At 65.7% G+C, this 12,356-nt stretch carries 14 protein-coding genes; 8 read left to right on the top strand and 6 right to left on the bottom strand.

The genetic code is table 11. The features are described 5' to 3' along the window. Nucleotides 1-137 precede the first annotated feature (137 nt). From ACIBCN_RS33950 to ACIBCN_RS33935, 4 genes are all read left to right on the top strand, one after another. Entirely contained in the window at nucleotides 138-464 is a 327-nt protein-coding gene (locus tag ACIBCN_RS33950; protein ID WP_396995789.1) for a hypothetical protein, read from the top strand. Then, entirely contained in the window at nucleotides 461-1,690 is a 1,230-nt protein-coding gene (locus ACIBCN_RS33945) for a hypothetical protein (protein WP_396995788.1), read from the top strand. The genes ACIBCN_RS33950 and ACIBCN_RS33945 overlap by 4 nt, the downstream gene beginning before the upstream one ends. Next, nucleotides 1,683-2,327, top strand: coding sequence for a hypothetical protein (locus tag ACIBCN_RS33940; RefSeq protein ID WP_396995787.1), 645 nt, complete (start codon nucleotides 1,683-1,685; stop codon nucleotides 2,325-2,327). The genes ACIBCN_RS33945 and ACIBCN_RS33940 overlap by 8 nt, the downstream gene beginning before the upstream one ends. A gap of 214 nt (nucleotides 2,328-2,541) precedes the next feature. Beyond that, entirely contained in the window at nucleotides 2,542-3,465 is a 924-nt protein-coding gene (locus tag ACIBCN_RS33935; RefSeq protein ID WP_396995786.1) for an RDD family protein, read from the top strand. A gap of 104 nt (nucleotides 3,466-3,569) precedes the next feature. On the opposite strand, the gene yhjD is transcribed toward ACIBCN_RS33935, so the two are convergent. Genes yhjD through ACIBCN_RS33920 form a run of 3 tightly spaced genes read right to left on the bottom strand, consistent with a single transcriptional unit; the run spans nucleotide 3,570 to nucleotide 6,672 of the window. Further along, on the bottom strand, nucleotides 3,570-4,598 hold the full coding sequence (gene yhjD, locus ACIBCN_RS33930; protein ID WP_396995785.1) for an inner membrane protein YhjD: 1,029 nt from the start codon (nucleotides 4,596-4,598) through the stop codon (nucleotides 3,570-3,572). 39 nt (nucleotides 4,599-4,637) lie between these two features. Beyond that, a complete protein-coding gene (trpS, locus tag ACIBCN_RS33925) occupies nucleotides 4,638-5,669 on the bottom strand; it encodes a tryptophan--tRNA ligase (RefSeq protein ID WP_396995784.1) in 1,032 nt (343 codons plus the stop codon). A 46-nt stretch (nucleotides 5,670-5,715) separates the two neighbouring features. Next, entirely contained in the window at nucleotides 5,716-6,672 is a 957-nt protein-coding gene (locus tag ACIBCN_RS33920; RefSeq protein WP_396995783.1) for an oxygenase MpaB family protein, read from the bottom strand. A gap of 98 nt (nucleotides 6,673-6,770) precedes the next feature. Here ACIBCN_RS33920 and ACIBCN_RS33915 point away from each other — a divergent pair, with 98 nt between their 5' ends. Next, nucleotides 6,771-7,406: a TetR/AcrR family transcriptional regulator gene (locus tag ACIBCN_RS33915; protein ID WP_396995782.1), complete on the top strand. Its 636-nt coding sequence runs from the start codon at nucleotides 6,771-6,773 to the stop codon at nucleotides 7,404-7,406. 11 nt (nucleotides 7,407-7,417) lie between these two features. On the opposite strand, the gene ACIBCN_RS33910 is transcribed toward ACIBCN_RS33915, so the two are convergent. Genes ACIBCN_RS33910 through ACIBCN_RS33900 form a run of 3 tightly spaced genes read right to left on the bottom strand, consistent with a single transcriptional unit; the run spans nucleotide 7,418 to nucleotide 9,164 of the window. Then, entirely contained in the window at nucleotides 7,418-7,903 is a 486-nt protein-coding gene (locus ACIBCN_RS33910) for a barstar family protein (protein ID WP_396995781.1), read from the bottom strand. Further along, entirely contained in the window at nucleotides 7,903-8,388 is a 486-nt protein-coding gene (locus tag ACIBCN_RS33905; protein WP_396995780.1) for a ribonuclease domain-containing protein, read from the bottom strand. Before ACIBCN_RS33905 ends, ACIBCN_RS33910 begins: the two co-directional genes overlap by 1 nt. Further along, on the bottom strand, nucleotides 8,385-9,164 hold the full coding sequence (locus ACIBCN_RS33900; protein ID WP_396995779.1) for an exodeoxyribonuclease III: 780 nt from the start codon (nucleotides 9,162-9,164) through the stop codon (nucleotides 8,385-8,387). The genes ACIBCN_RS33905 and ACIBCN_RS33900 overlap by 4 nt, the downstream gene beginning before the upstream one ends. Before the next feature lie 62 nt (nucleotides 9,165-9,226). On the opposite strand from ACIBCN_RS33900, the gene ACIBCN_RS33895 reads away from it, so the two are divergent. The 3 genes from ACIBCN_RS33895 (at nucleotide 9,227) to ACIBCN_RS33885 (ending at nucleotide 12,356) form a co-directional block, all read left to right on the top strand. Next, complete coding sequence (locus ACIBCN_RS33895) at nucleotides 9,227-10,144, top strand: alpha/beta fold hydrolase (protein WP_396995778.1); 918 nt, start codon at nucleotides 9,227-9,229, stop codon at nucleotides 10,142-10,144. A gap of 88 nt (nucleotides 10,145-10,232) precedes the next feature. After that, entirely contained in the window at nucleotides 10,233-11,366 is a 1,134-nt protein-coding gene (locus tag ACIBCN_RS33890) for a hypothetical protein (RefSeq protein ID WP_396995777.1), read from the top strand. Between the two features lie 150 nt (nucleotides 11,367-11,516). Further along, nucleotides 11,517-12,356 (top strand): SDR family NAD(P)-dependent oxidoreductase, encoded by an 840-nt coding sequence (locus tag ACIBCN_RS33885; RefSeq protein ID WP_396995776.1) that lies wholly within the window; start codon nucleotides 11,517-11,519, stop codon nucleotides 12,354-12,356.

Raw genomic sequence — 12,356 nt, 5'->3', positions numbered from 1 at the left:
GCGGCAGGTTCGGATCGCAGATTCGCTACACAATGTTCGCGGCGAGGGAACCGATCGCCGCTGCGCTGCGTCTATGGCTTGTGTAAGTGACTTCCGTCTTTCGGATGCGGTCGCCGTGCGAGAAGGGATGTATCGACGTGGCTGGAATTCTTGGCGTGGACATCGAGGTGCTTGGCAAAACAGTCCAGTCGCTGCGCGGCGCCGAGCAGGTGCTGAACGACGCGATGAAGGCAATGACCAGAGCGGGCCACGGCGACATCGGCACCAAGGTGCTCAACGATGCCGCCGAAAGTTTCCAGCGGCGGTGGCACTTCGGGATCGAGCGGATCGGCGAATCCGCCAAGGTCACCGCGGAGGGCGTCAGCAAGTGCCACGACGCCTACCTGGACGTCGACACCGCCATTGCCAAAGCGCTCGACCAGGTCGCCGGTGTCATCGACGGAAAGACACAGGCGCAGACATGAGTAACAACCCGTATCCCAACCTCGGTTTCAACCCGGTCCCCGGCGCGCCCACCGACGTCGCCGGACTGCGCGGGCAGATCGACACGTCGGCGGACGCGGTCCGGGAAACCAACGACCTGCTGACACGCCTGCGCAACAGCAACGACAACGTCTGGAAGGGCGACGCGGGCGACGCCTTCCGCGCCAACTTCGACGCCACCCTCGCCCAAGACCTCGGCTACGCGCAGAAGTCCCTCGAACGCGCCGTCAGCGTGCTCGACCAGTGGCACACCGACCTGGTCGGCTACCAGGACACCGCCAAGGGACTGGACGCCGAGGCCGCCGACGCCAAAAGCCAACACACCCAGGCCGTCTCGGCCCTGCAATCCGCCAAGGCCAATCCGGACCTCGCCCTCGCGAACGTGATGTTCACCGACCAAGGTGAGCTACAAGCCGCGCAATCCCGCCTCGACGCGGCCACCGCCCAGGTCCGCTCCGCAAGCACCGCCGTCGACAACTGGCAAGGAAAAATCGACTCCATCCTCCAACGCGCCCGCGACCTGGAAACCCAGCACGACGGCACCGCCCGCCGCGCCGCCACCGAACTAGACGCCGCCGCAAAGGATTTCGCCCCGAGCCCACCGGACAAGAGCATCTGGGACCGCATCGCGGACGCGGTAAAAGGTGTCGGTGAGTGGATCAGTGAACACCGGCAGCAGATCCACGACGTCTTGTCCGGAATATCCGCCGTCACGGGGCTGCTCGCGTTGGTGACCCCGCCGCCTGCCGACGCGATCTTCGCCGGCATCGCACTCGTGGCCGGCGCGGGCGTGCTGGCGATGGACGCCTTGGACCCGGAGGTGCGTAGCGCGTTCAGTGATGTGCTGCACGGCGACTTCAACAGCGATGCATTGAAGAAGATCGGCACCACGGTAGGTATCGATGCGCTCGGCGTCATCCCCGGCGTCGGCGGGGCATACAAGGGCGCGAAGGCGTTGAGCGAGCTCGGCGAGTTCGCGCCGGCCGTCCGAGCTTTCGCGGAGGGTGCACAGTCGCCCGGGGCGGTGTCCAAGGCGCTCAACTGGATTCCCCGGCCCGCAGAGGCGACCTTGTTGCTGCAGGACTTCAGCGCGGCGAGCAAATTGGCGCCGGGCACCGCGCTGGCCGGTATCGAGCTGTTTTCACGATCCGCCAAGGCCGGGTTGGGCTTGGAGAAAATAGGAAGCGTGTTCGGGAACCATGAGTGAGACGGCCCTGGATATCTGGATCCCCGACGGATACATGGAAATGCCGCTCTCCGGCATCGAGGAACGCATCGGCGTTGTCCAGGACCTCGTCGATGAAATGCCGCCCGCGCCCATAGTGTCGATGGCTCACGCGCTGCTGCCTGCCGCAGCCGCCCTGCTCACCGAACTGGCACAGCGGGACGCGCGGTACTGCGGCATAGGACGGCACTTGTCATCGGCCGGTGGCCTGGTCACCTCGTGTCTGACCGTGTGCGTCTACGAAAACGATGGCGAGAAGACAAACCCACGATTGGCGCTGACGCATCTGGTCGAGTCCAGGCTCGAGTCCGGAGATGACCTAGGCGAGATCGAGCTGACCGACATCGATGGCCGGCCGATGCTGTTCTCGGAGCGGATAACCGAGCTGCCCACGCCCGAGATGCCAGCGCAGCCGTATACGAGCGATACCACGGCAACGTACCAACTCGAAGCGGTCGTACCGTCCTCGGACGGATCTGCGATCGCAGCTGTCGAGATGTCCACCGCCTACCTCGACCACGGACCCGAATTCCGGAAAATGATCGTGGACATGGCGCGGTCGGTCGCATTTCGCCCCAGCGATCATCCGACCGCCCGGCCGTCGTCGCTCGACCTGTGAGGATGTCGTTATCCAAACCTCGTCATCTGCCCCAGCCAATACCTGCCCGGAGACACGAGCGGCGCTACACAAGACCGCTACCGTTCGGTGGCCCCTATTCCTGGCCGTAATCGCTTGCGGACCATTGGCTTTCGCTCTCGGCCGAGGGCTCGGGCACTCGAATGTGCACATCATCAGCAGAATTGGCGCACAAGTTGCCGGGATCATCGGCACCGTGTTCGTCATCGGGACCGTTGTCGGTTGCGTATTCGGCTGGATCGGACACCGGAAAAGGAAGGCGTTGCGCCGCTATCCGTGGACGGATTGGCCGATCCGGTACATCCGCGTCGGCGGCGACGAGTGGGTAGCACTGATGGGACAGGACGGCGTCCCCGTTTCCACGCTCCAACTCAGCACCTGGCCGAGCGAGCGGGGAAAGCTGGTCGATTTCCGAACTCGCCAGATCTGGTTCGCCGGTGATCCACAGAAGTATGGCGTGGTCTCCCGGCCTGGCGGCGGCGATCTTCGATATGCCTACCGCTCCACTCCGAAGACCCCTCCCGAATTCACCTTCCGCACAGACGATTCGAGCAACCGACGCAGCTCGGATGCCTCGTCGAGACCGGAGTATGAGCTGACGCGGGACGGCACACACCCGAAGATGCAGCCGGTCGGCGGACCGCCGGAAGAGCCGAAACCCTATGGCAGAAAAGGCGATGTCAGATACCCGTCGCCACGCATGCTGCGGCGGGTCCTCGCCTTCGTCCTGGACTGGCTAATCCATCTGGGATGCGGGGTAGGCGCCGCCATTGCCGTCAGCCCTGGGTTCGCTCCCGACGCGATCGCGCGGCGCGACTGGCAGCACATCGGGGTGAATCCTGTTGTCGCGGTGGGCTTCTTCCTCGCCGCCTCCGCAATCGACCGGATCATCATCCAGTCGATATTCCACACGACTATCGGCAAGGCGCTTTTCGCCTTGGTCGTCATCCGCCCGGAGGACGGTGCGTACCCCTCATTCGGCCGCCTGTTGGCGGTGTGGTTGTTCGACGTGTACCTTCCGCTCGCCATCTTCGGCAACGGCGCTGGTCCGGACCGGATCGAGGACTATTTCCTGCCTGCGGTGCGGTGGCGAGATGTGCGGCACGGCGGTACGACGTGAACTGCGCGCGGGTTCCTATCGCGGAAGGGACGCCGGTGCCTCGCTGGCGGCAAGAGCGAGCGCTCGATCTTCGGCAGCCGCCGGTGACCGAGGAAGGTCGGGAATCACCGGCCGCGTGGTCGGTGCAGACTCGAAAGAGCAAGAGCGGCAAGGGCTCCAGCGCCGAAGAAGGTGGCTCCCGCGCCGACGGAGAGTTCGCGGGCTGAGATGCGTGGGGCGATGACCGCGGCGGGAGGTGCGGGGATCTCCGCCTCGGGTTCGTTGTCGGAGGCGGTGGCGGCCCAGGCGGTGGCGAACAGGATGATGCGGTAGGTGACGTAGCTGAAGACCATCAGGCCGATGATCGAACCGAAGGCGGCGCCCGCGGGGCTGCTCAGCACCTTTTGCAGATAGATCGACGCGACGAACTTGAAGATTTCGAAGACCAGCGCGGCCAGCGCAGCGGCCTTGGCGGCGCTGGCCAGGGTGACCGGTTCGCGGGGCAGGCGGGCGATGATCCAGGCGAACACCGCCCAGGAGGCGAGGAAGCCCAGCAGGATCGACACCAACGCCAGCAGCAGGCGGGCGCCGGGCAGGTGCGAAAGGCCGAGACTGATCAGCAGCCGGGCACCGAGGGTGCTGGAGGCGAGCGCGGAAAGGCCGAGGGAGACAACGAAGGCCAGGCCCAAGCCGAGTAGCGCGCCGAGATCGGACAGCTTGGCCATGAACCAGTTCTGATCCTCGCTCTTCTGCTCCCACTGCTCGGTCAGCGCCGCCCGTAGGTTGGCCATCCAGCCGAGCCCGGACCAGATCCCCGCCAGCAGGCCGATGATGCCGACGGTGCCGCGGGAATCGACCGCCTTGTCGATCAGCTCGTTCAACTGCTCGCCGAGCGAGCCCGGGACGTTGTCGACGATCTTGGTCTGCACCTCGCTGAGCAGATCCGGATTGCTCGACAGCACGAAACCCGCGATCGCGAAGGCGACCATCAGCAGCGGAAACAGCGACAGCACCGTGAAATACGTGATGCCCGCGGCGTAGTAGTCGCCGCGCTGTCGCTGATACCGCCCGCCCGCGCGCACCAGATGGTCCAGCCATGGCAGCGCCTGGATCCGTCGTTCGATCCCGGCCTTGACGTTGTCGATCACCTGCACCAGTTCGCCCCTTCAGGAGTGATCTCGCAGGTGACGGCCCTAGCGGGCCAGCAGGCCCACTCGGTCGTATACCTGTGCGAGGGTGTTGCCGGCGATCTCTCGCGCACGCTCGGCACCGGCGGCGAGGATGCGGTCGAGTTCGCCCTGATCCGACAAATACTCTTGCACCTTCGCCTGCAATGGCGTGACAAATTCGACCAGCGCGTCGGCGACATCGGATTTCAGGTCGCCGTAGCCCTTGCCCGCGTAGTCCTTTTCGAGCGTGACGATCGGCGTGCCGGACAACGAGCTCAGGATCACCAGCAGGTTGCTGACACCCGGCTTCTGCTCGACGTCGTAGCGGATCTCGCGCTCGGTGTCGGTCACCGCGGACCGGACCCGCTTGGCGGTGACCTTCGGGTCGTCGAGCAGGTTGATCAGGCCCGCGTCGGACGAGGCCGACTTGCTCATCTTCGAGGTCGGGTCCTGCAGGTCGTAGATCTTGGCGGTGCCCTTTTCGATGTGCGCCTCGGGCACGACGAAGGTCTTCTTGAAGCGGGTGTTGAAGCGCTGCGCCAGGTTTCGGGTCAGCTCGAGGTGCTGGCGCTGGTCCTCGCCGACCGGCACCTGGTGCGGGCGGTAGAGCAGGATGTCCGACGCCATCAGCACCGGATAGGTGAACAGGCCGACCGAGGCGTTGTCCGAGCCCTGCTTGACCGACTTGTCCTTGAACTGGGTCATCCGGCTCGCCTCACCGAAGCCGGTGATGCAGCTGAGCACCCAGGCCAGCTCGGCGTGCTCGGGCACCTGGCTCTGCACGAACAGCGTCGACTTCTTCGGGTCGATGCCGAGGGCGAGCAACTGCGCGGCGGCGGCCTTCGTCTGGGCCTTCAGCGCCTTCGGATCCTGCGGCACGGTGATCGCGTGCAGGTTCGGGATGAAGTACAGCGCGTCGTAGTCGTCCTGCATGGTCACCCAGTACTGCAGCGCCCCGAGGTAGTTGCCGAGGTGAAACGAGGTACCGGTGGGCTGGATCCCGGAAAGGACCCGCTGCTTGCGTTCAGCGGCCGGAATTTCTGCAGGAACAGACATGCCCCGATCTTTCCATGCGGCGCCTGCTCGTCGCCCGCCCACACCCTCAACTAGTCGCCGCGCGCGGCTCCTCGACGGAATTTCGCTCCGCCCAGTTACGCGGGTCCACGCCTGGCATGCTCGACCGCCCCTTGGTGACCAGTCGGCGCTCGCGCTGCGAAACGAGCTTGTAGATCGGCGCGCTCGGCCCGAGCAGGGAGCCGCGCAGCACCGGCGGCAGCAGTGGCGGCGCCAGATGCGCGGTGCGCACGGCCTGCGCGACCGCACGGTAGGCGACCTGGTCGGCCCTGCCCCAGCGCATGCCGTACAGCTGCCGAATTCGCGGCGGCAGGCTGCCCTGCACCAGCAGGAAGAACGCGGAGGTGACCTGCTGCAGCGGTATCCGCTGCGGATAAGGCACGCGCTGCCCGGCCAGATAGGAGCCGACCAGCCGCGCCTCGCCGGTAAGGAACAGCTCGTCGGAGGCGAGGTAGGCGTCGAAGGACGCACGGAATTCCGGATAGCTGCTCGGTGCCGCGTCGACGGGCATGCCGAACAACTCCGCCCAGCGCACGTAGTCCTGATACAGGCCCTCGCGCTCGCCGTCGGTCATGGTGCGGACCAGCAGGTCGTACATCACCTCGGCGGAGTCGAAGGTGAACGCCATCGTCATGTACATCAGGTGCGGGTCGAGCGCGGAATAGCCGGTGCCCGCCGGGTGCCGCGCCCCGGCGTCCTCCGGCAGAACGCCGCGTACCTTGGCGTGCTTCTTCGTGGTGAATTCGAGAGCGCGATCAGCCTCGGCCTTGCTGCCGAGGAACACGGCCTCGAAAAGATGACCGGTGAGCGAGAGCCGGGTGTACGGCGTCATCCGGTGCTCGGTGTTCTCCGCGGTGCCGACGTAGAGCAGCGGGTGGACCGCGCCGATGACCAGGGCGCGCTGGCCGTAGGTCAGGCCGACCGCGCGCTTGCTCATGACCCGCCTGGCCATGGAGTGGTCGCTGAAATAACCGGGCTCCGACATTGCCGCCTCCTCATCGAGAGCATCTGGCAACAGCATCCGCCAGTTTCACCATTCTGGCAATACTCTCTGCCAGAATGATGCCGTGCCAGAATCAAGTGGTGAACGCGCAGCGGACGTATGGCGGGATCTCCGCGGATGAGCGCCGGGCGCAGCGGCGCGCGGCGTTGCTGGCGGCCGCGTTGGAGATCATCGGCGAGCAGGGACTGGCCAAACTGACCGTCTCGGGGCTGTGCGCCCAGGCCGGGCTCAACGAGCGCTACTACTACGAGAGCTTCGACAGCCGCGATGCCGTGCTGACCGCACTCGTCGACACGATCGCCGAGGAGCTCGCGACCGCGATCGTCGCGGCCGTCGGCACCGCGCCGAAGGATTCGCGGGCCACGGCGCGGGCCGCGATCGCGGCGGGCATCCACCTGCTCACCGATGACCCGCGCAAGGCCAAGGTCACGCTGGTCGCAGGCATGGCGACGCCGGAGCTGCGGGCCCGAACCACGGAAACGGTGCGGGTGTTCGCACGGATGGTCGCGGCCGAGGGGATCGACTTCTACGGGATCGATGACCCGGCTTCCGATCCCGCGATCGACTTCCGCGCCAACTATCTGGTCGGCGGCCTGGTGCAGACGCTCACCGCCTGGTTACAGGGCGAACTGCCACTCACCCGCGACGAGCTCATCGAGCACACCACCGACGTATTCGTCCTGCTCGGTGAGGATTTGGCGCGCCGATTGACGTGACGCCTCTGGTGTCAGAGCTCCAGCGAAACGTCGTGCAACCCGGTCGATTCGCCTTGCAGGACCACGCGGAACGGGACGCCCTTGCCGGACCAATACTCGGCGCAGTCACGCATCGCCTCGGCGAACCACGCCCGCTGGGCAGGCTCCTCGGCCAACAGGTCCGCCGAATCACGGATCACGACAACGTATCCCGTGCCGTCGCCGACGAAATCGTCCAGATCACGCAGGCATTCGTCGAAGGCATCCTTGTTCTGCCCGAAGTAGTACGGAAACTGCAGGGCCGCGGCGACTTCGTCGAACACTCGCGCGATCGTCCGCATCTTCGTGCCGCGTAGTTCGCGCACCAGGTAGCCGGATGGCGCGCGGAAGCGCACGCTGCTCAGCTCCGCGGCATCGACGGCAGTCGCGCCGAGCACGGGCGCGTCGATCTGTCGGGCGCGCGAATCGGCATCGACAGGGCGAGCAAGGAACTGCGACAACGGCATTGCCTTGGTCATCAGCGCATCCTCGTGAAGGTCTCGTAGTGGTCCCCGGTGTACCAGGCCGATCCGTCACTGCCGGTGACGATGCGTTCGGCGTCCCTGGATCGGCCGCGCTGCTTGGGGTTCACGTCCCACTCCTGGTAGGTGATCGGTTTGCCTGCCGCGTCTTTGGCGGCCAGCGTGCCCCCGCGATTCATCCAGCGATCGCCGCCCTTGGTACCGGGGGCGTTCGCCGAATCGGGCCAGCGGCCCGCGTCGATTTCGGCCAGGGTGTCGTAGGCGTGGCCCGGCACGCCCGGTGCGCGGCTGGCCGACGGGCCCGCCGCCGAGGGTTTCGGCACGCTGGGAGCCGTTGCGCCGCTGGTGGTGCGGGCCGTCGTGGTGCCGGCGACAGTATCGTTGCCGCCACCACGCAGCCCGAGGACCGCGACAACGACCACCGCCAGCGCCACCGCACCCAGCACGGCAAGCATGCGAATGGCCTTCGGCGACAGGTTCATCGGTACTGCACCGTGACCGGCGCGTGATCGGACCAGCGCTGGTCGTAGGCGGCGGCACGTTCCACCACGGCTTGCTTGGCGCGCGCGGCGAGATCGCCGCGGGCGAGCTGGTAATCGATGCGCCAGCCGGTGTCGTTGTCGAAGGCGCGGCCGCGGTAGGACCACCAGCTGTACGGGCCCTCGACCGCCGGATGCAGCTGGCGCACCACGTCGACGTAGCCCGCGGCGAGCAGCTCGTCGATCCAGGCCCGCTCCTCGGGCAGGAATCCGGCCGACTTCCGGTTGCCCTTCCAGTTCTTCAGGTCGAGCTCGGTGTGCGCGATGTTCCAGTCGCCGCTGACCACGAACTCGCCGCCGCGGGCGGTGAGGTAGGCGCCGAGTTCGGCCATGTACCGGTACTTTTCGTCCTGACGCGGGGTACCCGCCTCACCGGAATGCACATACACGCTGGCGACCGTGACCTCGTCGAAGTCGGCCTCGATATAGCGGCCGGACGCGCCGAACTCGCTGCTGCCGAAGCCGATTCGAACCGCGTCGGGTTCGCGCCTGGACAGGATCGCGACGCCGGCCCTGCCCTTGGACTCCGGCTCGGCCTGCGCCAGCCACCAGCCGTCGGCCAGCGCGGGCGCCAGCGCCGCTCTCGTCTGCTCGTCGGTGGCCCTGGTCTCTTGGACGCAGACGATGTCGGCCTCCGTCGCGGCGAGCCAGGCCAGCATGCCTTTGCCCGCTGCCGCGCGGACGCCGTTTACGTTCACACTCGAAATGATGTAGGCCACCGGACGACCGTACAATGCTGGTCAGATGAATTCCTTCGGACACCGCCGTCCAGGAAAGGGTGATGACGATGCCGTCTGACACCGCCAAGTCCGCCGCCGCCGCACAACGCGCCACCAGCGCCGCGCGTCCGCCGGTCAAGACCAAGAAGCCGGAACTGCCCAAGGCTGTCAAGGCATTGCACATGGGCTCCGGTGATCCGCTGCTCCTGTTGCACGGCTTCATGATGTCGCCGCACTGCTGGGAGCAGACCGCGACCCGGCTGTCGAGTCAGTGCGAGGTGTACGCACCCGCTTTCGCCGGGCACTGGGGTGGCGAGCGCGCGGATGGTTGGTCGGTCGACGTGCACATGCTGGCCGACCGCATCGAAGATCAACTCGACGAACTCGGCTGGCGCACTTGCCACATCGCGGGCAACTCACTCGGCGGCTGGGTCGGTGTCGAACTGGCCCGCCGGGGCCGGGCCCGCACGCTCACGCTGGTCGCCCCGGCTGGTGGCTGGCACGTGCCGTCGCTGACCCAGCTGCGGACCAATCTGAAGTTCCTGTCGCTTGTCCCGATCGTCGAAATCGGCAAGCGGCTAGGCGGTTTCGCGGTCAACAACCCGATTGCCCAGCGGTTCGCGCTGCTGTGGCTGAGCAAGAACGCGGCCGCGGTCCCCCGCCGCGACGCCGCCGCCGCCATCATGGCCGCCCTGCACTGCCCGTCCATGCTTCCGTTCATCGTCAGCAGCATCCGCGGGCCCGAGCAGGCAGACCTGTCCACGTTGGAGACACCGGTGCGCCTGCTGCTCGCCGAATACGACCGCGTCATCCCCAATCGCGTCTACGCCCGCCGCTACTTGAAGGAGCTCCCCGAGTCCGCGGACCGCATCGTGGTGCACGGCGTCGGGCACGTCCCGATGCTCGAGGCGCCGGACCGGATCGCGACCCTCATCGCCGAGCACGTGTACGCGAGTCGCAACCGCCTCCGCGCGGTGTGAGGCACGGGATATCCACAGGTCAGGAAGTTATCCACAGATCGAGGAAAGGTCTCGATCTCGCTCGTGCCCACGCCTACTGTTTCGAGGCATGGGGAGCACACAAACCGACCGCGCAATGCATCAACTCCGCGGCGACGTCGATGGCCTGTACGACCTGAACAACAGGATGAGCCGCGAGGCCAAGGAAACGGACAGCGTGGTTCGCGACACCGACCTAAGGCTCCGACGGCTGGCACGGACGTCCGGGCGCCAGTTCGGCGTGCTCCTCGCCGCCGACCGTCAACACGGGAAGCGCCTGAATCGAGTGGAATCGCTACTCGGAGAAGTGGTTACGCAGGTGAATCACCTGGCGGAGCTGCCGACCCGAGTAGACGAGCTCGCAGAGCAAATGAGCTGTCTGGCACCACTACCAGCACGAGTCGACGAGCTCGCAGAACAAATGGGCCGCCTGGCACCACAAGTGGGCGAGTTGGCGGCGCAAGTCAGCCACCTGACGCCGCTACCAGCGCGAGTGGATGAGCTTGCGGGCCAGGTGAACTACCTGACCGAGCAAGTAGACCGACTTGCACCGCTGCCGGAGCAAGTGGATGGGCTCACGGGACGCGTCGACGGACTCACAGGACGTGTCGATGGACTTGCGGAACACGTAGACGGACTCTCAGGACGCGTCGACGGACTTGCGGAACACGTAGACGGACTCTCAGGACGCGTCGACGGACTTGCGGAACACGTAGACGGACTCACGGGACGCGTCGACGGACTTGCGGAACACGTAGACGGACTCTCAGGACGCGTCGACGGACTCACGGAACACGTAGACGGACTCGCGGAACAGGTAGACGGACTCGCAGGGCGAGTGGACGGGTTGACCGGACGCGTAGACATCCTCACCGGGCACGTGAATGACCTGGCGGGACACCTGAACGATCTCAACGGACACGTGCATGAGCTGACCGGACACTTGAACGACCTCACCGGGCACGTAGACAACCTGACCGGACACATGAATCACCTGACCGGACGCGTGGACCATCTGACGGGCCGGGTGGATTTCCTGACGGAGCAGATGGATCAGCTTGTGGAATTGCCTGCGCGGGTGAACAGGCTCGAAGGGCAGGTGGGCGAGTTGGCGGTGCTGGTGCGGCAGAACTCGCAGACCTTAGATGTGGTGGTCGATCTGCTGAGGAAGCAGCAGCCCGCGTCGCTCGAGGGCGAGGGGTAGTCGGCGTTCGGAGCGTGGGACATTTCCTGTTCCCACTTCATTTTAGCCTGGGTGACACCCGCAATACATCGGTCTGCGGGGCGATGTATTGCGGAGCGTTGCGCTTCTACGCTGTTGACCGGTCTTGGTCCAGCACAGGGTGGAGGGTAAATGGACGATCTGCGGGGCAAAGTCGCTGTTGTTACCGGGGCGGCCAGTGGGATCGGCCGGGGTATGGCCGAAGCATTCGCCGACGCGGGGATGCGGGTGGTGCTGAGTGATGTGGAGGTCGCTACGCTGCATTCGACTGCGGCCGAATTGCGTACTGCGGGAGCGGATGTGCATGCCGTCGTGGCGGATGTTTCGGCGCCGGAGGATGTTACGACGCTGGCCGAGGCGACGCTGGAAAAGTATGGGGCCGTGCATGTTCTCTGCAATAACGCAGGGGTCTATGCGGGTAGCAGGCCCAGTTGGAACAGCACGCTGGATGATTGGCAGTGGATTCTCGGGGTCAATCTGATGGGTGTGGTGCACGGCCACAGCATCTTTCTGCCGATCATGATCGAGCAGGGCGAGGCGGCGCACATCGTCAATACCGCGTCACTTGCCGCGGTGGTCGGCGGGTCGTCGCTGTACGGTGCGACGAAGTCGGCGGTGCTGGCGTTGTCGGAGACCGTCCACCTCGAGCTCGTCGACGGCGGTTTCAAGCCTCGGATATCGGTGCTGCTTCCCGGGGTGGTCGACACGAATATCTTTGATTCCGAACGTAATCGGCCGAATCGGTTTTCCGACGTCGGCCCGCGCCCGGACGGCTGGAATGCCGAAGCCGCCCGGAAAGCATTCGCGCTCGGCACAAGTCCGCGAGTTATCGGAGAACACGTGGTACGGGCAATTCACGAAGAACGCTTCTATGTACTGACGCACCCGGAATGGAAAGGACACGTAGCACACCGGATGAACCAGATCATCAACGGCGACAACCCCACCCGGTTATCACCGCCCGGACTGTAA

The organism is Nocardia sp. NPDC051052, assembly GCF_044456045.1.
Classification (GTDB): Bacteria; Actinomycetota; Actinomycetes; order Mycobacteriales; family Mycobacteriaceae; genus Nocardia.
The sequence above is the reverse complement of the archived record's forward strand: the minus strand, read 5'-3'. Positions and strand labels throughout refer to the sequence as shown.